This window comes from Micromonospora pallida (assembly GCF_900090325.1).
Lineage (GTDB): Bacteria > Actinomycetota > Actinomycetes > Mycobacteriales > Micromonosporaceae > Micromonospora > Micromonospora pallida.
Window position 1 is genome coordinate 446,172 of sequence record NZ_FMHW01000002.1, and the last position, 20,470, is coordinate 466,641.

The 20,470-nt window shown below is 72.2% G+C and carries 16 protein-coding genes; 14 read left to right on the plus strand and 2 right to left on the minus strand.

All coding sequences use genetic code 11. From position 1 onward, the window contains the following. Positions 1–25: 25 nt before the first annotated feature. The 8 genes from gltB to GA0074692_RS02255 all read left to right on the plus strand — a co-directional run bounded on the left by gltB (position 26) and on the right by GA0074692_RS02255 (position 14,887). Positions 26–4,708 carry a glutamate synthase large subunit gene (gene gltB, locus GA0074692_RS02220; protein ID WP_091638823.1) on the plus strand — a complete coding sequence of 1,561 codons (4,683 nt, stop codon included), beginning with the start codon at positions 26–28 and terminating at the stop codon, positions 4,706–4,708. Next, positions 4,701–6,176 carry a glutamate synthase subunit beta gene (locus tag GA0074692_RS02225; protein ID WP_091638824.1) on the plus strand — a complete coding sequence of 492 codons (1,476 nt, stop codon included), beginning with the start codon at positions 4,701–4,703 and terminating at the stop codon, positions 6,174–6,176. Before gltB ends, GA0074692_RS02225 begins: the two co-directional genes overlap by 8 nt. A 222-nt stretch (positions 6,177–6,398) precedes the next feature. Then, positions 6,399–8,264, plus strand: a complete 1,866-nt coding sequence (locus GA0074692_RS02230) for a citrate:proton symporter (protein WP_218106525.1) — start codon at positions 6,399–6,401, stop codon at positions 8,262–8,264. A 153-nt stretch (positions 8,265–8,417) separates the two neighbouring features. Beyond that, the gene (locus GA0074692_RS02235) at positions 8,418–9,107 is read left to right on the plus strand and encodes an aspartate/glutamate racemase family protein (protein ID WP_091638825.1); all 690 of its coding nucleotides are present in this window, start codon (positions 8,418–8,420) and stop codon (positions 9,105–9,107) included. Continuing rightward, positions 9,104–10,387 (plus strand): 3-oxo-tetronate kinase, encoded by a 1,284-nt coding sequence (gene otnK / locus GA0074692_RS02240; RefSeq protein ID WP_091638826.1) that lies wholly within the window; start codon positions 9,104–9,106, stop codon positions 10,385–10,387. The genes GA0074692_RS02235 and otnK overlap by 4 nt, the downstream gene beginning before the upstream one ends. Beyond that, complete coding sequence (gene otnC / locus GA0074692_RS02245; protein ID WP_091638827.1) at positions 10,384–11,007, plus strand: 3-oxo-tetronate 4-phosphate decarboxylase; 624 nt, start codon at positions 10,384–10,386, stop codon at positions 11,005–11,007. The genes otnK and otnC overlap by 4 nt, the downstream gene beginning before the upstream one ends. Positions 11,008–11,540: 533 nt before the next feature. Beyond that, the gene (locus GA0074692_RS02250) at positions 11,541–14,090 is read left to right on the plus strand and encodes an FtsK/SpoIIIE domain-containing protein (RefSeq protein ID WP_091638828.1); all 2,550 of its coding nucleotides are present in this window, start codon (positions 11,541–11,543) and stop codon (positions 14,088–14,090) included. After that, entirely contained in the window at positions 14,087–14,887 is an 801-nt protein-coding gene (locus tag GA0074692_RS02255; RefSeq protein WP_091638829.1) for a hypothetical protein, read from the plus strand. Before GA0074692_RS02250 ends, GA0074692_RS02255 begins: the two co-directional genes overlap by 4 nt. 506 nt (positions 14,888–15,393) lie before the next feature. On the opposite strand, the gene GA0074692_RS02265 is transcribed toward GA0074692_RS02255, so the two are convergent. Both GA0074692_RS02265 and GA0074692_RS02270 read right to left on the minus strand, forming a co-directional pair. Next, positions 15,394–16,188, minus strand: a complete 795-nt coding sequence (locus GA0074692_RS02265) for a hypothetical protein (RefSeq protein ID WP_091638831.1) — start codon at positions 16,186–16,188, stop codon at positions 15,394–15,396. Next, positions 16,185–16,364, minus strand: a complete 180-nt coding sequence (locus GA0074692_RS02270; RefSeq protein WP_091638832.1) for a hypothetical protein — start codon at positions 16,362–16,364, stop codon at positions 16,185–16,187. Before GA0074692_RS02270 ends, GA0074692_RS02265 begins: the two co-directional genes overlap by 4 nt. Before the next feature lie 300 nt (positions 16,365–16,664). Between GA0074692_RS02270 and GA0074692_RS02275 the strand changes: the two genes are divergently transcribed. From GA0074692_RS02275 to GA0074692_RS02300, 6 genes are all read left to right on the plus strand, one after another. Continuing rightward, a complete protein-coding gene (locus tag GA0074692_RS02275; protein ID WP_091638833.1) occupies positions 16,665–16,883 on the plus strand; it encodes a GntR family transcriptional regulator in 219 nt (72 codons plus the stop codon). A 348-nt stretch (positions 16,884–17,231) separates the two neighbouring features. After that, positions 17,232–17,480 carry a DUF6244 family protein gene (locus tag GA0074692_RS02280; protein WP_091638834.1) on the plus strand — a complete coding sequence of 83 codons (249 nt, stop codon included), beginning with the start codon at positions 17,232–17,234 and terminating at the stop codon, positions 17,478–17,480. 324 nt (positions 17,481–17,804) lie between these two features. Then, positions 17,805–18,251, plus strand: coding sequence for a hypothetical protein (locus tag GA0074692_RS02285; protein WP_091638835.1), 447 nt, complete (start codon positions 17,805–17,807; stop codon positions 18,249–18,251). Between the two features lie 208 nt (positions 18,252–18,459). Next, complete coding sequence (locus GA0074692_RS02290; protein WP_245730070.1) at positions 18,460–18,726, plus strand: DUF6244 family protein; 267 nt, start codon at positions 18,460–18,462, stop codon at positions 18,724–18,726. Between the two features lie 352 nt (positions 18,727–19,078). Next, on the plus strand, positions 19,079–19,528 hold the full coding sequence (locus tag GA0074692_RS02295) for a hypothetical protein (RefSeq protein WP_091638836.1): 450 nt from the start codon (positions 19,079–19,081) through the stop codon (positions 19,526–19,528). Positions 19,529–19,864: 336 nt separating this feature from the next. Then, a complete protein-coding gene (locus tag GA0074692_RS02300) occupies positions 19,865–20,452 on the plus strand; it encodes a DUF6518 family protein (RefSeq protein WP_141725108.1) in 588 nt (195 codons plus the stop codon). Positions 20,453–20,470: the final 18 nt, after the last annotated feature.

The following is a 20,470-nucleotide window of genomic DNA, read 5'->3' on the forward strand; positions in this document are numbered from 1 at the left end:
AACCTGAGTGACGACAGGAGGCCCGGTGGCCTTTCCGTACCCTCCCCACCCCCAGTCCGGCTCGCGCCCGTCCGCCGGTGCGACTCCCGCCGCCCAGGGTCTCTACGACCCGGCGAACGAACATGACGCCTGCGGCGTGGCCTTCGTGGCGGACCTGTACGGACGACGCTCCCACGAGGTCGTCGCGAACGGCCTCGGCGCGCTGTGTCGGCTCGACCACCGGGGTGCCCGGGGCGCGGAACCGAACACCGGCGACGGCGCGGGCATCATGATCCAGGTGCCGGACGCGTTCTTCCGCGCCGTGGTGGACTTCCCGCTCCCGCCCGCCGGCCAGTACGCCACCGGCCTGGTCTTCCTCCCCGACGACGACGCCGACGAGGCCCGTGCCCGCCAGGTGCTGGAGAAGTACGCCCTGGTCGAGGGGGCCGACGTGCTCGGCTGGCGGGACGTGCCGGTCGACCCCAGCGACCTGGGCGAGACGGCCCTGGCGGCGATGCCCCGGGTCCGGCAGATCTTCCTCGCCGCGCACCGGCTCACCGACTCCCCGGCCGGCCCGGCCGGCTCTCCGCTGACCGGCCTCGACCTGGACCGGGTGGCGTTCTGCGTCCGCAAGCAGACCGAGCGGGAGACCGCCGAGCGGGGCGTGCCGGCGTACTTCCCGTCGCTGTCCGGGCGCACCATGGTCTTCAAGGGGATGCTCACCCCCGACCAGCTCCCGGCGTACTTCCCGGACCTGCGCGACGAGCGGGTGACCAGCGCCATCGCCCTGGTGCACTCGCGCTTCTCCACCAACACCTTCCCGTCCTGGCCGCTGGCGCACCCGTACCGGTTCATCGCCCACAACGGCGAGATCAACACGATCCGCGGCAACCGCAACTGGATGCAGGCCCGCGAGGCGCTGCTGCGGACGGTGAACGTGCCGGGCAACATCCGCCGGCTCTTCCCGGTCTGCACCCCGGCTGCCTCCGACTCGGCCAACTTCGACGAGGTCCTCGAGCTGCTGCACCTGTCCGGGCGGAGCCTGCCGCACGCGGTGCTGATGATGATTCCCGAGGCGTGGGAGAACGACCCGGACATGGCCGCCGACAAGCGCGCCTTCTACCGGTTCCACGCCAGCCTGATGGAGCCCTGGGACGGCCCGGCCTCGGTCGCCTTCACCGACGGTTCGATGGTCGGCGCGGTGCTGGACCGCAACGGGCTGCGACCGGGCCGCTGGTGGCGCACCGCCGACGGCCTCGTGGTGCTCGGCAGCGAGGCGGGCGTGCTCGACCTCGACCCGGCCCGGGTGGTCGCCAAGGGGCGGCTCCAGCCGGGCAAGATGTTCCTGGTCGACACCGTCGCCGGTCGGATCGTGCACGACGACGAGATCAAGACCGAACTGGCCGCCGCGCAGCCGTACGGCGACTGGCTGCACGCCGGGCTGATCGAGCTGGACGACCTGCCCGCCCGCGAGCACATCGTCTACACCCACGACTCGGTCCGCCGCCGCCAGCAGACCTTCGGCTACACCGAGGAGGAGCTGAAGATCCTCCTCGCGCCGATGGCCCGGACCGGCGCGGAGCCGATCGGCTCGATGGGCACCGACACCCCGATCGCCCCGCTGTCCAGCCGGCCGCGGTTGCTCTACGACTACTTCCACCAGCTCTTCGCGCAGGTCACCAACCCGCCGCTGGACGCCATCCGCGAGGAGTTGGTGACCAGCCTGCAGACCACCATCGGCCCGGAGGGCAACCTGCTCGACCCGGGTCCGGCGAGCTGCCGGCAGATCGTGCTGCCGTATCCGGTGATCGACAACGACGAGCTGGCCAAGCTCCTCTCCGTCGACGAGGACGGCGACCTGCCCGGCTTCAAGGCGGTCCGGGTCTCCGGCCTGTACCGGATCCGGGAGGGCGGCGCGGGCATCAAGGCCCGGCTGACCGAGATCTGCCGGCACGTCTCCGAGGCGATCGAGGACGGCGTGCGCATCCTGGTCCTCTCCGACCGGGACTCCAACGCCGACCTCGCGCCGATCCCGTCGCTGCTGCTCACCGCCGCCGTGCACCAGCACCTCGTGCGGGAGCAGACCCGTACCCAGGTGGCGCTGGTGGTGGAGACCGGCGACTGCCGGGAGGTGCACCACGCGGCCGTGCTGATCGGGTACGGCGCTGCGGCGGTCAACCCGTACCTCGCCTTCGAGTCCGCCGAGGACCTGATCGCCACCGGCGCGCTGGTCGGGGTGGACCCCGGGAAGGCGGTCCGGAACTACGTCAAGGCGCTCGGCAAGGGCGTCCTGAAGATCATGTCGAAGATGGGTATCTCCACCGTCTCCTCGTACTGCGGCGCGCAGGTCTTCGAGGCCGTCGGCCTGGACGCCCAGCTCGTCGAGCGGTACTTCCGGGGTACTCCGACCACGATCGGCGGCATCGGGCTGGACGGCATCCACGCCGAGGTCGCCGCCCGGCACGCCGTGGCCTGGCCCGCCCCGGGCATCCCCGCCTCCACCCGCCTCGAGGTCGGCGGCGAGTACCAGTGGCGCCGCGAGGGCGAGGTGCACCTGTTCAACCCGGAGACGGTCTTCCTGCTCCAGCACGCGACCCGCAGCCGGCAGTACGACATCTTCCGCGAGTACACCGGCAAGGTCGACGCGCTCGCCGCCGGGTCCGGATCGCTGCGCGGCCTGTTCACGCTGCGTACCGACGTCCGGCCCCCGGTGCCGATCGAGGAGGTCGAGCCGGCCAGCGAGATCGTCAAGCGCTTCGCCACCGGCGCCATGTCGTACGGGTCGATCTCGGCGGAGGCGCACGAGACCCTCGCGGTGGCGATGAACCGCATCGGCGGCAAGTCCAACACCGGCGAGGGCGGTGAGGACCGGGATCGCCTCTACGACCCGGAACGCCGTTCCGCGGTCAAGCAGATCGCCAGCGGCCGGTTCGGCGTGACCAGCGAATACCTGGTCAACGCCGACGACCTCCAGATCAAGATGGCCCAGGGCGCGAAGCCCGGCGAGGGCGGCCAGCTCCCCGGCAACAAGGTGTGGCCGTGGATCGCCCGGACCCGGCACGCCACCCCGGGCGTCGGCCTGATCTCCCCGCCGCCGCACCACGACATCTACTCGATCGAGGACCTCGCCCAGCTCGTGCACGACCTGAAGTGCGTCAACCCGGCCGCCCGGGTGCACGTCAAGCTGGTCAGCGAGGTCGGCGTCGGCACCGTCGCCGCCGGGGTCGCCAAGCTCAAGGCCGACGTGATCCTGATCTCCGGCCACGACGGCGGCACCGGCGCGTCCCCGCTGAACTCGCTCAAGCACGCCGGCACGCCGTGGGAACTGGGCCTGGCCGAGGCGCAGCAGACGCTGCTGCTCAACAAGCTCCGCGACCGGGTCACCGTGCAGGTCGACGGGCAGCTCAAGACCGGCCGGGACGTGCTGGTCGCGGCGCTGCTCGGCGCGGAGGAGTTCGGCTTCGCCACCGCGCCGCTGATCGTCGCCGGCTGCGTGATGATGCGGGTCTGCCACCTGGACACCTGCCCGGTCGGCATCGCCACCCAGAACCCGGTGCTGCGCGAGCGGTTCAACGGCAAGCCCGAGTTCGTGGAGAACTTCTTCCTCTTCCTCGCCGAGGAGGTCCGGGGCTACCTGGCCGAGCTGGGCCTGCGCAGCATCGACGAGGCGATCGGCCGGACCGAGCTGCTCGACGTCGCCCCGGCGGTCGAGCACTGGAAGGCCAAGGGGCTCGACCTGGGCCGGGTCCTGCACCTGCCGGAGCTGCCCGAGACGGCAGCCCGGCGGGGCGTACGCGCCCAGGACCACGGCCTGGACCTCGCCCTGGACAACGAGCTGGTCCGGCTGGCCCAGCCGGCGCTGCACGACGGCACCCCGGTCCGGGTCGAGGTGGCGGTGCGCAACGAGCACCGCAGCGTCGGCGCGATGCTCGGCGGCGAGGTGACCCGCCGGTTCGGCGGCACCGGACTGCCCGACGACACCGTCGAGTTCGTGCTGAGCGGCACGGCCGGCCAGTCGTTCGGCGCGTTCCTGCCGTACGGGGTGACCCTGCGGCTGCGCGGCGACGCCAACGACTACGTCGGCAAGGGCCTCTCCGGGGGACGGCTCGTCGTCGCCCCCGACCAGGCCGCCCCGTTCGTCGCCGCCGACGCCGAGCCGGGCGGGCGCGCCGAGGACCAGATCATCGCCGGCAACACCATCCTGTACGGCGCCACCGCCGGCCAGGTGTTCCTGCGCGGTCGGGTGGGGGAGCGGTTCGCGGTCCGCAACTCCGGCGCGACGGCGGTCGTCGAGGGCGTCGGCGACCACGGCTGCGAGTACATGACCGGCGGTACGGTGGTCGTCCTCGGGCCGACCGGCCGTAACTTCGCCGCCGGTATGTCCGGTGGTCTCGCCTTCGTACACCGGTTGGACCGCCGTCGGGTCAACACCGAACTGGTGGACCTGGCGCCGCTGCGCGCCGAGGAGCGGGACCTGCTGCACGACCTGGTCCGCCAGCACCTCGCCGAGACCGGGTCGACGGTCGCCGGGGAGCTGCTCCGGCGGTGGCCGGAGGCGGTGGCGGAGTTCACCGCGGTGGTCCCCCGGGACTACCGCCGGGTGCTGGACATCATGCGGGCCGCCGAAGCCGCCGGCCGCGACGTCGACGATGCGGTGATGACCGCGCTGTCCGCGCCGGCCGCGCCGGCTCCCCGGACAGCGGCGGCCCAGGAGGTGGCTCGTGCCTGACCCGAACGGTTTCCTGCGCTACCCGAGGCGGATGCCGGACCGCCGCCCGGTGCCGGTGCGGATCAGCGACTGGCGGGAGGTCTACCCGCCGGCCGAGGAGAGCCTCGTCCGGGAGCAGGCCACCCGCTGCATGGACTGCGGCATCCCGTTCTGCCACGACGGCTGCCCGCTGGGCAACCGCATCCCGGACTGGAACGACCTGGTCCGCACCGGGGACTGGGCGGCGGCGGTGGAGTCGCTGCACGCCACCAACAACTTCCCCGAGTTCACCGGCCGGCTTTGCCCCGCCCCGTGCGAGGCGGCCTGCGTGCTCGGCATCGCCGACGACCCGGTGACCATCAAGCAGGTCGAGGTGGAGATCGCCAACGCCGCCTTCGACCGGGGCCTGGTCACCCCGGCGGCGCCGGCCGCGCCGACCGGTCGGCGGGTCGCCGTGGTCGGCTCCGGGCCCGCCGGTCTGGCCGCCGCGCAGCAACTGGTCCGCGCCGGTCACGCCGTCACCGTGTACGAGCGGGACGACGCGATCGGCGGCCTGCTCCGCTACGGCATCCCCGACTTCAAGCTGGAGAAGGAGCACATCGACCGGCGGGTGGCCCAGCTCACCGCCGAGGGGGTGCAGTTCCGGACCGGGGTGAACGTCGGGGTGGACGTGACCGCCGAGCAGCTCCGCGCCGAGTACGACGCGGTCCTGCTGGCCTGCGGCGCGCTCGCCGGCCGGGACACCCCGGAGACGCCCGGACGCGGACTGCGCGGCGTCCACCAGGCGATGGAACACCTGGTCGCGGCGAACCGGGTGGTCGCCGGACGGGCCGAGACCGCAGCGGTCGACGCCGCCGGCAAGCACGTGGTGATCATCGGTGGCGGCGACACCGCCGCCGACTGCCTGGGGGCGGCCCACCGGCAGGGCACGGCCGGCGTCCACCAGCTCGACCTGTACCCGGAACCGCCGACCACCCGCGACGCCGGACGCGACCCGTGGCCGACCTGGCCGTGGCTGCTGCGCAACTACCCGGCGCACGAGGAGGGCGGCGAGCGGGTCTTCGCGGTCGCCGTGCAGGAGTTCGTCGACGACGGCACCGGCCAGGTCCGGGCGGTCCGCGTCGCCGAGGTGACCGTGGAGAAGCGCGACGGCCGGCGGATCGTCACCGCGCTGCCCGGCTCGGAGCGGGAGATCCCGGCCGACCTGGTGCTGCTGGCGATCGGCTTCGAGGGCACCGAGGAGCAGCCGTTGCTCGCCCAGTTCGGGGTCAGCCGCAACAGTCGGGGCGCGGTCGACGCCCGCCCCGACTGGCAGACCGACGTCGACGGGGTCTTCGTCGCCGGGGACATGCACCGGGGCGCATCGCTGATCGTCTGGGCGATCGCCGAGGGCCGGTCCGCCGCCGCGGCGATCCACTCCTACCTCGGTGGCCCGGGCACCCTGCCCGCGCCGGTGACCGCCTCCACACAGCCGCTCGCCGCGCGCTGACCCGTCGGGGTACGGCCAGCCGCACCACCCGGCACTGTGGAGCTGCCCCGTCTGCGCGGGCAGCTCCACGGTGTCCGGGAATCGACGATCCTTCTCGTCCGGCGCCGGGCGTGGCAGTGTGGATGGTCACCGGAGGGCACCGTAACCCGGTGGTCGACGCTTGCCACGCCGGGCGACACTGTGTGCTCCGGTGTTCACGGGCGGCCACGTCGGAGGTGTCGGGTGCGGGAAGCGACAGCTCGGGAACCACAGCTCCCACCGGGGCGGGACCGGCTCCCGGCCGGTGGCCTGGACTTTCTGGCCCTGCTCGCCCGGCTGCTGCGCCGACCACGGCGCGGCGACCGGCGACTGCCGGTGTTCTGGCTGGTGCGTCCGCCGTCGGCCGCCGACCTGATGACCGTGCTGCGGCGGCTCGTCGGTCAGGGTGCGCACCGGCGCGTGCCGCACGCGGTGGTCGACGTGGCGGCGCTGCCCGAGGACGCCGACCTTTCGACCGTGCTGCGGGAGCTGCACCGGCAGCTCTGCGTCGAGGCGTTCGGGGCCGAGCGGATCCGGTTCCGGCACTATCCGCTCGCCGACTGGTTGATGCACCAGAGTTTGAACCTGGGCGTGGAGGCCGAGGACAACCGGGCCGTGCTGGTGCGGCGGCTGCGCGACCGGCGCGGTCAGGGCACGGCGGGTGAGCCGCTGGCCGCCGGCGCTGGTGGGGACACCACGACGATCGTCTCGCAGGTGCACCCGTTCGTCGGACTCGCCTTCGTACCGGTGGCCTTCACCGTCATCGGCGGTTTCCTCGGCATCTTCCGGGACGCGGTCGCGAAGACCATGGAGAAACCGGCGGGCGACGTGACGTTGCTCGACCAGCTCCAGACCTTCGGCGACTGGGCGAAGGACGGCATGGTCCAGACCTCGGCCACCGCCTTCCTCCTGCTCTTCGCCATCCTGTTCTTCTCCGTGATGCTCCACGTCGGCCTCTTCGACCCGCTCACCAGGAAGATCCTCCAGATCGCCAAGGGCGACCCGCTCAAGGTCATGATCGGTACCGGCATCATCTCCGCCGTGGTGTCGCTCAGCGGCGACGGCACCACGACCACCCTGATCGTCTGTACGGCGCTCATTCCGATCTACCTGAAGCTCGGCATGCGGCTGATGGACCTCGCGGTCGTCCTCATCCTGATGAACACGATCCTCAACCTGCTCCCCTGGAGCGGCCCGACCGCACGCGTCCTCGCCGTGATGCCCAGCATCAACCCGAACGACATGCTGCGCGCCCTCGCCCCGGGCATGGCCGTGGCCATCGTCTTCGTCATGATCGTCTGCGTCGTCATCGGTATCCGGGAACGTCGGCGGCTCGGCATCCAGGAACTCTCCGCGAGCGACATCGACGCCATCATGCGCAAGGGCGAGAGGACCGGGGACGCGGACGGCGGAGAGCCCGACGGCACCGCCGTCGGCACCGTGCAGAAGAGCCGGGTCATCACGACGGTGAACGCTCTGCTCAGCGTCGGCGCCCTGGTGCTGCTCGTGCTCGGAGTCTTCGCTCCCGTCTACATCTTCCTCGTCGGCACGCTGCTGGCCTTCCTCATCAACTTCCCCAGGATCGCGTCGCTGAAGGCGTTCATCGACTCCGCCGCACCCGACGTGCTCCAGACAGTGATCATGGTCATCGGCGCGGGCGTCTTCATGGGCCTCTTCACGAACTCCGGGATGTCCAGCGCCGTCGCCGGAAGCATGGTCGACGTCATCCCCGCCTCCCTCGGATCGCAGTGGCCGATCATCACCGCGCTGATCTCCGCTCCCGGCGGCTTCTTCATCTCCAACGACGCGTTCTTCTACGGCGTGCTCCCCGTCCTCTCGGAAGCCGGCCAGTCGTACGGCTTCTCCGAGTTCGAGGTCGGCTACGCCTCCCTCATGGGCCAGGCATTCCACATGCTGAGCCCGCTGACCGCCTTCATCTACCTGCTGCTGAACATGACCAAGCAGGACCTGGGGGAGTGGCAGCGCGCGGCAGCCGGATGGTGCCTCGGCATCTTCGTGTGCCTGGTCGGCACCGCCGTCCTGCTCGGCCACGTCAGCCTCGCCGGTTGACGTACGGGTGCGCGGGGCTTCCGGCCCCGCGCACCCGCCCCGACATCCACCGGTCGCCCGACCCGCCGAGCGTGGCCGGACGACCGACAGACCAGTCACCCACCGGGGGCGGAAGGCAGTCACCCACCGGTGGCGGAAGGAAGGAAAGCAGCCGTGACCGAGCAAGAGCGCCCGCTTATCGCGCTCGTGAGCGCCGTCCAGGCGGCGATCCCGCCGGCCGAGGCCGCGTTCGCCGAGCTGTTCCCCGCCGCCCGGGTGTGGAACATCCTCGACGACCACCTGCTCCAGGCCGCGGCCGGCCAGCGACGGATCACCCCGGACCTGGCCAACCGGATGGGCCGACTCGTCCGGCACGCGCTCGCCGGGCGGGCCGACGGGATCCTGCTGACCTGCTCGCTGTACGGGCCGGTCGCGCACGACCTGGCCCGTACCGTCAGCGTGCCGCTGCTCGCCCCGGACGACGCGCTCTTCGCGGCCGTCCTCGACGGCGGCCACCGGAGGGTCCTGCTGCTCTCCCCGGCCGCCGGCCCGCTCGCCGACTCCGCGGCCCGTCTCGCCACGGCCGCCGACAGCGCCGGAGCCGAACTCGCCGTCACCGGCGCGGTGGCCGAGGGAGCAGCCGACGCGGCCCGCGACCGGGATCACCGGCGGCTCGTGTCCCTGCTGCACCGCGCGTACCTCGACCACGGCGCGGAGACCGACGCCATCGTCCTCGGCCAGTACTCGATCAGCCCCGTCGCCACCGACCTCGCCGACCTCACCGGCCGGCCCGTGCTCGCCGGCCCGCGGCTGGCGGCGCTCGCCCTGCGTGACGCGGTCGGGCAGCGGGAGGCCGACGCGTGATCGGGGCGATCGCCGACGACTTCACCGGCGGAACCGACGTGGCCGTCGCGTTCCGCCGGGCCGGACTGCGCACCATCGTGCTCTTCGGCCCGCCGGTGGGGGACGAGCCGCTACCGGCGCACGACGCGATCGTCGTGGCACTCAAGACCCGCACCATCGACCCGGACGAGGCGGTTCGCCAGTCGCTCCAGGTCGCGGCCTGGCTCCGCGCGCACTGTGCCGAGCAGATCTACTTCAAGTACTGTTCGACGTTCGACTCCCGACCCGGCGGCAACATCGGACCGGTCGCCGACGCCCTCGCCGACTACCTCGGCGCCGGCCGGGCGGTCGTCGTCCCGAGCTCACCCGAGCACGACCGCACGCAGTACCTGGGGCACCTCTTCGTCGGGCGCCAACTGCTGTCGGACTCCCCGATGCGTCACCACCCGCTCACCCCGATGACCGACTCGTTCATCCCGGGCGTGCTCGGCGCCCAGACGACACAGCGGATCACCCTCATCGACCACCGCGAGGTACGCCACGGCCGGGAGCGGCTGCGCGCCCTGTTCGACCAGGCGGAGGCGGAGGGGTACCGGTACCTGGTCGTCGACTCGGTGTCGGCCGAGGACCTGGCCGAGATCGGCGCGGCGGCCACCAACGACGTCCTGGTCACCGGTGCCGCCGGGCTGGCCGGTGGCATCGGTGCGGCCCGGTTCGCCCGGCTCGCCCCCGGGCGGTCGCCGACCGAACGGCTCGACGCCGACCCGGTCGGCGACGTACCCGGAGCGGTGCTGGCCGGAAGCTGCTCCGCGCGGACCCGGGAACAGGTCGCCTACATGCGGGCACGGCACGACGCGTACTTCCTCGACGCGCTGAGGACCCCCGACTCGGAGGCCCTCGCCGCCGCCGCACTGAACTGGTACGACCACCACCGCGCCGGTCCCGCCCCGCTGGTCTACTCGTCCCTCGCGCCGACCGAGCTGCTCACGGTGCAGGACGCACTCGGCGTGGACCGCGCGTCGACCCTCCTGGAAGCCGCGATGGGCCGCATCGCGCAGGGACTCGTCGAACGCGGCGTCCGCCGGCTGGTCGTCGCCGGTGGTGAGACGTCGGGGGCGGTGGTGACCGCCCTCGGCGTCCGCAGCGGGATCATCGGCGACGAAGCGGCACCCGGAGCCCCCTGGATCTACACCACCGACACCACCCCGCTCGCCCTGTTGCTCAAGTCCGGCAACTTCGGCGATGTCGCCCTGCTGTCCAGGGCGGTCGGCGGGCACCACGAGAAGGAGATCGCACCATGACCGAGGCAGAGCTCCGCGACGAGGTGATCGCGACCGCCCGCTCCCTCTTCACCCGCTCGCTCACCCACGGACGGACCGGCAACATCAGCGTACGACTGGACGACCGCATCCTCGTCACCCCGACCGGAAGCAGCCTCGGCACCGTTCGCGCCGACCACCTCTCCGTCATCGACACGGGGGTGCACCACCTGGCCGGTCCCCGGCCCTCCAAGGAGGCGTTCCTGCACGCGGCGGTCTACCGGGCCCGGCCGGGCGCGACGGCCGTGATCCACACGCACTCGACACACTCCGCCGCGGTCTCCTGCCTCGCCGGGGTCGACCAGCGGAATGTGCTTCCGCCGCTGACCGCGTACTTCGCCATGCGGATCGGCAGGCTGCCCATGCTGCCCTACCACGCACCCGGCGACGAGTCGCTCGGTGCCCTGGCCGAATCGACCGCCCGCGACAACGTCGCGTTCCTGCTGAGCAACCACGGGCCGGTGGTGGCCGGCGAGAGCCTTCCCGCCGCGCTCGACGCGCTCGAGGAGTTGGAGGAGACCGCCAAGCTCTTCCTCCTCCTCCAGGGGCACCGCACCCGGCCACTGACTGATAGGCAGGTCAGGGACCTGGCCCCACGGTGACCGCCGACGGAACGCGGACCCGGACGATGCCACCCCGGACGAGGAGGGAGGGCCAGGCGAACGTCCACATCTGGTTCCAGGAGTTCCACTGCGTGGGCCGCCGTGATGCACTGCCACTGCTGCACCACGGCTCCGTGCCCCGGCATACTGCCGGCGGGATTGGCTACGTCCAGGCAGAGTCCGGTCTTGCGTTTCCGGATGAGCCGGTGCCAGCCCCTGCCGTCGAGCAGGCACCCCGTGCACCCGTTGCCGGGGTACCAGATCCACTCCGTGAACCACTCGCCCGGACCGTACCCCTTGCAGTGCGGGTACTGGATGACCGGCGTCCCGTTGTCGTAGAAGCCGGCGCGCCAGTCGAGGATCAGGCACTGATTCGGGCTACCGCCTCGGCTACCTGCCCGCCCTCAACGCCGTCACCGGCTGACCCGAGGCGACCACCGATCCGTCCGCCGGCAGTCCATACCGGACTGCCGGCTGTCGGGCGTCTCCGCTACCGTGGCGCGATACGGCGGACGGTGATCAGGAGGTGACGGATGGCGCGGCTCACGTCGGCGTACCGGCAGGCGGTAACGGCCCACCGGGAAGCCCGTGAGCGGCTCGACCGGCTCACCCGGGCCCTCGCCGAGCGTCCCGCCCCGACCGGCGGGGAGACCGCCGACCTGGTCGCCCGGCTCGCCCGGGTCGGCGCGACCCTGGCCACCCCGACCCCCGGCGCGACCCCGCTGACCGCCGGACCGGTCCCGGTCCGGGTCGGCGAAGCGTCCACCGTGGACGGCGACTTTGCTGTGGTCGTACCGCTCGGCAGCGGCCGGCACCTGGCGGTCGACACCGACGCCCGCGATCCCCGGGTCGCCGCCCTGCTGCGCGCCCTGGTGCTCCGGCTGGTCGCCACCGCACCACCGGGCACCGTCCGGGTCGCCGCCCTCGACCCGGCCACGTTCGGGGCGGCCTTCCTGCCGCTGCGACCACTGGTCGACGCCGGGGTGCTCGATCCGCCCGCCACCACCGAACCCGAGATCGCCACTCTGCTCGACACGGTCGAACGGCACGCCCGTCTTGCCCAGCAGGCCGGCCCGGACGCCGATCTGCCCACCCTGGTCGTGGTCGGCGCGGCACCGCCCCCGCCACGGGAACTCGCCCGGCTCGCCGCCCTCACCCACGCCGGCCCGACCGCCGCGCTCTGCGTGCTGCTCGCCGGGCAGCCACCCCGGGACGTCGGGCCGCCACCCCCACCGCTGGCCGCCGCCACCCGGATCACCCTCACCGACCGGTACGCCCACGTCGGCGACCCGCCCGGCCTGCCGTACAGCCCGGACGGGACCGGACTGGCCGCCCCGGTGCTGCTCGACGGCGACCCGGCACCGGCCACCGTCGCCGCGCTCGCCGAACACCTCGCCACCGCCACCCGGCAGGACGCCGCACTCCGCTTCACCGACCTGCTCCCGGCCCACCACTGGGCCGAGTCGGCCCGCTCCGGCCTGCGTACCGTGATCGGCCGGGCTGGGCGTACCCCGGTCACCGTGGCGTTCGACGACGCCACCCCGCACTGGCTGGTCGGCGGACGGACCGGGGCCGGCAAGACGGTCTTCCTCCTCGACGTGCTCTACGGCCTGGCCACCCGCTACTCCCCGGCGGAACTGCACCTGTACCTCCTCGACTTCAAGGAGGGGGTCAGCTTCACCGAGTTCGTCCCCACCGGGCGGGACCCGTCCTGGCTGCCGCACGCCCGCGCGGTCGGCATCGAGTCCGACCGCGAGTACGGCGTCGCCGTGCTCCGGGAACTCCGCCGCGAACTGGGACGCCGGGCCAGCGCGCTGAAACGGTACGGCGTCACCAAACTCGCCGACCTGCCCCGGGACACGCCGGCACCCCGGATCGTGGCGGTGGTCGACGAGTTCCACGTCCTGCTGGCCGGCAACGACAGCCTCGCCCGGGAAGCGGTCACCCTCCTCGAGGAGCTGGCCCGCAAGGGCCGCTCGTACGGGGTGCACCTGGTGCTGGCCAGCCAGAGCACCGCCGGCATCGAGGCCCTCTACGGCAAGGCCGACGCGATCTTCGGACAGTTCCCGCTCCGGGTGGCCCTGCCCGGCGGTTCCGGAGTGCTCGACCCGCTCAACCCGGCCGCCGACGCGCTGACCATCGGCACGGCGGTACTGAACACCGCCGCCGGGGCCGCCGGCCCGGACACCGTCGTCCGCTTCCCCGACGCGCACGCCGACGCCGGCGACCTGGGCCGACTGCGCCACCAGCTCTGGCAGGCCCGGCCCGCCGGCAACCAATCGCCGGCCGTGTTCCGGGGGTACGAGGCCGCGCACGTCGAGGACGACCCGGTCTTCGCCGGGCTACGCCCCGGCGGTCGGCGCCCGGCCGCCCTGGTCGGCCGGGCGGTCGACGTGACCGGCAGCACCGCCGCCGTCGCCCTGGACGCCACCCCCGGCCGGCACCTGGCCGTGGTGGGCACCTCGGTGGCCGGCGCCCACGTGCTCCGGGCCGCCGCGTGGAGCCTCGCCCGGCAGCACGCGCCGGGCACCGCCCGGTTCCTGCTCGCCCCGCTGGTTGCCGCCGCCGACCCGGTCGCCGACGACCTCGCCGCCGCGCTCACCGACGCCGGGCACCCGGTCGACCAGCTCGACGCCACCGGGCTGCGCGGACACGTCGGCCAGCTCGCCACCGCACCGGCCGCCCCGCCGACCGGGCGGACGTACCTGGTGGTGTTCGGGGTGGACGCGGCCGGCGCGGTGCTCGGCCTCTCCGATCCGGCCACCTTCCGCAGCGGGTACGACGACCTGCGCGCCCTGCTGCGGCACGCCCCCGGGTACGGGGTGCACCTGCTCGGCTGGTGGCGTGGGCTGCGCCGGCTCGCCGACGACCTCGGTGGCACGCAGAACCGGGACGACGTGGCCTGCCTGGTGGCGCTGAACGTGCCCGGGGCGGAGCTGGGGCTGCACCTCGGGGTGACCGACCTGGCGTACACCCCACGGGCGAACCGGGCCCTGCTGGTGGACCGGCACGAACACCGCACCCAGTTGATCGTGCCGTTCGTCGGGGCGGGACACGAGCCGGACGAGGAGGGGCTGAGGTGAGCAGCTTCGAGGACTACGCGGCCCTGGCCCGGCACCTCGCCGAGCAACGCCGGGCCGACGACCGGCGGGCCGACGCCGAGACCGGACGGCGACGGCGCTGGCAGGCCGACGTCGACCAGCTCGACCAGCGGCTTACCGCCCAGCAGGAGTGGCTGGCCGAACTCGGCGCGGCGATCGGCGCACCATTCCGGACGGTCGACCCGGACGGACCGCCGGAGGACCGGGAGCCGACGACGGACGGGACGACGTACCGGGAACTGCCGGTCGGTCCGCCCCGCCCGGCCCTGCCGACCAGCGACCCCGCCCGGGTCGACGGTTCGGCGGCTCTCCGCACCGTCGACCCGGGCTCGCCGCCGCCCGGTCCGGCCGCCCCGCCGCCCCCGCTCGATCCGGCCGAGGAACTGACCCGGGTCCGGTCCAGCGCCGACGAGGCCGACCGGTACGGCCGGCAGGTCGAGGCGCGGGCCGGGCAACCCCGACTCCTGCCCGGCTGGTCACCGCTGGCCCGGGCGATCGTCGTCTACCTCGGTAGCGCCTTGGTCGGGGCGCTCGCGGTGGCCGTTCTGGTGCTCGTCGCGAACGCCGGCTGGATCGACTCGGCCACCCTCGCCATCTGGACCGTCGCCGGCATCCCCGCGCTGGCTTTCTTCGCCGGGTTCCTGCTGCTCGGCCGGTACGGCCGACCGGCCGTCGGCGGCGCATCCCCGCCCCGGCACCTCAACACCGGCTTCGTGATCTGCTTCCTGCTGCTGCCCGCCGTCTCCTGCGGCTACCTGCTTCTCGCCCGGGGCGGCTGACCGCGCCGGCCGACCCGTGGCGTCCGGCGCGCTGCCGGCGGTCGGCTCGGCGTCGACGGTCGACTCGGCCGTCGGTTCGGCGGTGGCGGTCGGCTCGCCTTCGGCGGTGGTCCAGGCGGCGGTGAGCAGGTCGTCCAGGTCGGCCGAGGTCATCCCCTCGTCCTCGAGGAGCCCGAGCAGCAGCAGCGTACGGGCGGTCAGCGTGGCCGCGTCGTCCGGCGGGGCCGGGCACTCGCCGAGCGCCGCCCGGATCAGCGCCTCGGCCACTGTCGGATCCACGTCCAGGCCGGTCACGTCGTACCGCTCCCGGGCCGAGGCGACGAACCGGATCACCGCCGCCCGGTCCGCATCGGGCGCGAACCGCCGCCGGACGGCCACCAGCAACGCCCCGGCCAGCAGGTCCGCGTACCGCCGCCACTCCGGCTCGGCGAAACCGCGTACCCGCCGGTCGTGTCGGTCCACCCGTCCGTGCACCAGACTCCGCAGGGCCGTCCGCACGCTCTCCGTCACCGTCGCCACTCCCTGATCACCTCGTTGCGTACCCTCGTCCAGCGGCCGGGGCGCTCCCGGCGACGCCGTGCCCGTACCAGGTGGATTGCCGCCCGGACCCCGGCGGCGATCTCCGCCGGGTCGGCGCACGTGCTGCCCCTTGGCGGTGGTGCCGGCTCCGGCACACCGGCCAGCCGTGCCGCGTACCGGTCGATGGTTCGTGCGCCCACCGCCAGCCGCGCGGCGACCAGGTCGAGCCGCGCGGACGCCGCCGCGAACCGCCGGGCCGCGACCAGGCCGTCCACCCGCCCGGTACGCCGCAGCCGGTCCTCGGCCGCGCCGAGCCGGTGCCGCACCCGGGCGGCGAGCGCGGCGGCCCGGTCCGCATCGGCGCGAGCCAACCGCAGCCCAGCCAGCAGACTCGTGGAGCCGGCCGGCGTGTCCGGATCGGCCCGCGCCTCGGCCAGCCCCGCGTAGACCAGCCCAAGCGCCCGCCAGCACTCGGCCACCGCCTCCCGCCACGGCTGCCGCCGGGTGGGCGACCCGGCCCCGTGTAGGTGCGCGCCGGCCCGGTCGTTCGCCGCGATCAGCGCCAGCCAGGCGGTCCGCAGGTCGTCCACCAGGTCGTCGGTGAGCCGCACGCTGGCGTAGTGGGCGAGGCGGCCCTGCGCGGCCCGCCACTCGTCGCACGGGCCGGGCCGCCCGCAGGCGCGGCACACCCCGGTGTACGCGACAGTCTGGTGCGCGGTGAGCATCCGGCGCGCGTCGGTGATCCGCTCGTGCGCGTACGTGCTGAAGTGGCCCTGGTTCACCGGGTGCCGCCGCTGGTCGTGCCCTTGACCATCAGAGCGAAGCGGACCTCCGGGCAGGGGTGGTCCGCGCCGCAGGCACAGACCAGGCGGGTCACGGTACGGATGGGGTGGGCGAAGAGGATGTCGTCGGCGTCCTCGACGTCCTGCGCGGACGCGAAGTCGGACAGGTGCTGCACGGGTACGTCTCCCGTCTGCTCCTTGCGCGATGGGTTGTCTCGGTCTGGGTGGTGGTGTCGGTCTCGGCGTCGGTGGCGGGGCTGCGTGCGGGCAGGCCCCGGCACGCCCGGCCGGCCAGGGGGAGCGGCCGACCGGGCGCTTACTGCGGTGGGGAAGGACCAACTCCCACGGGTGCTGACCAGGGAGCCGGCCGACGCCAGCTTTACATGTGCGCCAATACAAAGCAAGCCCCTGCTCTGCATTTCTTGCCATGTAAAGCTGATGCGTGATCCAATGGCGGCGCTGACCAGGGAGTCCACATGCCCGCCAAATCGAAGTGGGAGCGGCTTGCCGATCATCTGCGATCGCAGATCGAATCGGGCGAGCTGGCTCCCGGAGACAAGTTGCCCTCCACTACCGAGCTGTGCCAGCAGCACAGCGTCTCGGCCATCACCGTGCGCCAAGCGATCTTCAAGCTGCGTACCGAAGGGCTGATCGAAGGCGTCCAAGGGGTCGGAGTGTTCGTCGCCGAGCGTTAGCCCGGCCGGCTGATCTGCCGGCTGCCGCCTGCTGTCCCGATGATCGTGGTGACAGTGGGCCCTTCTGGGGGCCGTTTCCTGCCACGCTTCACCGCGCCCATCGGTCGCCACCACTCCCTCGCTATGACCTGAGTCCGTTTCGCCGATGTCGCGGCATCGGCGATCGCAGGATGCCCCCGGCTCGGTTAATTCATGTCGATCAGTAAGTCGGCTACGTCATGGGTCCTTCGGGGGGTAGTTTCTCCGTAGTTGAGCTCATACGCTGTGTTGTGGTCGACGCCGTTGCGGCGGCGTGGCCGCTGAACTCCGGCCGACCCACTGGGAGGGCGTGTGAGTAGCGCGGCAGAGATGATTGCGAAGCTGAGCGCGGCCTCGCAGAAGCTGGACGATGCACGGGCCAAGACGGCCGCCGCCGCCCATGATGCCGCCGAGGCGCGGACCCTCGTGTCCGGCGCGTTGGAGGGTGTGGGGGCCGGTCCGCTGGTCGGTGTGATCGATGCGTACCGGCAGGCGTTGATGCAGGCGGCGCAGGGCAGTGAGCCGGCTCGGCAGCACGTCCAGGAAACGATCGCGAAGATCCACGCCCTGGGAAACTGACCGGGGGTGGTGGTAGCGCAACCCGCCAGCCACCCATGATCTCCGAGCCGTTACGGCCACAGGACGAAGAAACTCCCCAGCGACGGGAGCGCCGGGAGTCCCGGAGCCGAGAGGGCGACGAGGCTCCACCGCCCGCCCGTCGGGAGCGAGTCAGCCCGGAAGCCATCGCACTTGGCGGGACTGCTGCCACCACCGCATGGGCAAGCGTTGCGGAGTTCCTGCCGGCGTTACCGAAAACGATCGCGGGAGTTGTCCTTGGGTCGATAGCCACCTGGGGGTCCTTCAAGGCGTACAGGGCCAGAAAGCAGGAACGCGGAGGTTCGAATGAAGATCGATGACCGGGTTGAACAACTCGTGCGCGACACCCTGCACTGGGCTGTCAAGCGTAAGCCCGACGAGTTCGGGGACGCGTTGCGCGCCTTCCCGAACGAGGCGACCCGACGCTCGGCCCTGGAACTGCTTGTCGCGATCTGCGGCTACACGGCGGTTGACGTCTTCGGCCAGCGGCCCTCCGAGGACCAGATACGGGCGCTAGCCGCCGACATCGCCGAAGACGAAGGTTGGGCATCGGTCACCACAGCCGAAGTCGCTGCCTACATCGACGCGGTCCTCGGCGGTAGCCGGAAACTCGACGCCCTGCCCTCGGAACGTCTCGTGCCGGTTTCGTTCGTCGTTGCCGCCAACCTGTTGTCGTCGAAGCCCAAGGCACCGGGTGAGTGGTGGTTCAACTACCTGGACAAGGTGGAAGCCGCGATCGAGGCTGCGAGGTAGGGACTGGCGGTTGGCGATGTCGCCACCTCTTCGCTCCCGCGCGCGGGATGCCTCCGGTTCCTTGGCATGGAGTGGATCAGTGGGGCCAGTCCGTCGTGGATCTACCTCGGGGTGGCTTGTCCGTGGTTGATCTCATACGCTGCGTGGTGGTTCGCGCCGGTGCGGTGGCGTGGCCGCTGGACTTTGGCTGGCCCTGGGGGAGGGGTGTGTGAGTAGCGCTGCGGAGATGATCGCGAAGCTGAGCGTGGCGTCGCAGAAGCTGGAGGAGTCGCGGGCCAAGGCGGCCGGTGCCGCTCAGGATGTCGCCGAGGCGCGGGCTCTCGTGGCGAGTGCGTTGGAGGGTGTGGGTGCTGGTCCGCTGGTCGGTGTGATCGATGCGTACCGGCAGGCGTTGATGCAGGCCGCGCAGGGCAGTGAACCGGCGCGGCAGCACGTCCAGGAGACGATCGCAAAGATCCACGCGCTGGGAAACTGACCGGGGGTGGTGGCAGCACAACCCGCCAACCACCCCGGGCGGCTCCTCCGGTACTCCGGCCCAGTGTGCCTCAGCGGGATGATGAGCCTTCTCGGAGGCAAGAGCGCCGGGAGCCCCGGAGTCGGCGTCGTGATCGCCGGGAGCAGTCAAGCCCGCCAACTGAGCCACGTGGCGGCATCACCTCGGAGGCGATCGGATGGTGGACGTCCGCGTCTGCGGCGAGCTACGCAACTTTCCAGGAGTTTCTTCCGGCCATTCCAAAGACGATCGTCGGTACGGTGCTCGCAACAGCGGGTGCCGTCGGGGCGTTCAAGGCTTGGAGAGAACGGCGGAACAGGCGGAGGGATGAGGCATGAAGATTGATGAGCAGGTCGAGGTTCAGGTCCGTTCGGTTCTCGACGCCGTGGTGCACCGCAACGCTCCTCGCCTTGAGGAGACGGTCCGTGAGATGTCTGGTCGAGGCATACTCCAACAGGGCACTGAACTTGCAGTGGCCATCTCCGGGTTCGTTCTCTTTGAGATTCACGATGGCCTGCCGTCGAGGGATCAGATCAACGAACTGGCTGGCGACATCGCTGAGCAGGAGGCATGGATGTCGCCGAGCGTCGAGGATGTGCGGGCCTACTTGACCGCCTTGGCGGAGAAGACGCCGCTGTCAGAGACGCTGCCTCACGAGGCGATTGTGGTTCTCCCGTACCTGGTTGCCGCGAACCTGCTCGCCACCGCTTCCAAGCCGGAAGATGGCGAGTGGTGGTTCAAGTACCTGGACAAGGTGGAAGCCGCGATCGAGGCTGCGGGGTAGACCGGCTATTGCTTGCGGAGGACCGGTCGCGCGCCCTCGTGTAGCGGTTCTTAAGGCCGGATCCGTCGGCTGGTGTCGGGCATTCGTGAATCTTGGACATTTATCGTTGCGACAGGACGGTAAGTGTCCAAGATTCACACTCGGCGCGAGGCGCAGAAAACGAGGGGCGAGGCGCGGGGGCGATGGGTGTGCGAGTGGAGCCGCGGCGTGGGCAGCAGCATGCAGGCGGCCGTTCAGGCCGGCGGCCTCGGGCCCGTTGCTCGCGCTCAGGCCAGCACAATGACTGTCGTGGTACGGGGGCATGATCGGTTGCGGTGGGTGGCGGCTGGGCCGGTCGTGGGGACGGCGTTGGGTGCCGTCGACTCGGTGGTGAACCATGTGCCGGTCTGGCTTGGCGAAGTCGGCACCGCACGCGCCGAGCGCGGTGGCTGGTCGCAGGCCGCCGAGTTCGCGAGTCTCGTGCTCAACGCCGGATGGGCGTGGGCCGGGGCGGCTGTGCTGGTGGGCTGGCTGGTGAGCAGGCACCCGCGACCCGCGGTGGGATTGCTGCGCGGGGCGGCAGCCGGAGCCCTCACGTTGGTGTTCGCCACCGTCGCCTACTACGGCATGGACGTGCTCTCCGACGGCGGTCCGTGGTGGTACGGGGCGACCGGGTACTGGCTGATCGCCAGCGTGCTGCTCGGCCCGGTGCTCGGGGTTGTCGGCGCGTTGATCCGGCGACCTGGGCCGGTCGGGACACTCGCCGCACTGCTGGTGCCGGCCGGCGCTGCCCTACAGATGGTGGTGCTGCCTCCGCCGCCGGACAGCCTGATGGCTCAGCCGGTGCGGCTGACGGTGTGGACATCGGCGGCAATAGCCACTGTGTTGATTATCCGTACGAGGGGTCGGCGCGGGGTCCTGGCGCCATCGGTCAGGCCAGGCTGAGGCGCGACTGACGTGTCG

Excerpts from the sequence above, each read along its gene's own strand:
- GA0074692_RS02275 (WP_091638833.1), top strand. The coding sequence starts at position 16,665 with ATGCCCGCCAAATCGAAGTGGGAGCGGCTTGCCGATCATCTGCGATCG.
- otnC (WP_091638827.1), top strand. The coding sequence starts at position 10,384 with ATGACCGAGGCAGAGCTCCGCGACGAGGTGATCGCGACCGCCCGCTCC.
- GA0074692_RS02295 (WP_091638836.1), top strand. The coding sequence starts at position 19,079 with ATGAAGATTGATGAGCAGGTCGAGGTTCAGGTCCGTTCGGTTCTCGAC.
- GA0074692_RS02280 (WP_091638834.1), top strand. The coding sequence starts at position 17,232 with ATGATTGCGAAGCTGAGCGCGGCCTCGCAGAAGCTGGACGATGCACGG.
- GA0074692_RS02285 (WP_091638835.1), top strand. The coding sequence starts at position 17,805 with ATGAAGATCGATGACCGGGTTGAACAACTCGTGCGCGACACCCTGCAC.
- GA0074692_RS02250 (WP_091638828.1), top strand. The coding sequence starts at position 11,541 with ATGGCGCGGCTCACGTCGGCGTACCGGCAGGCGGTAACGGCCCACCGG.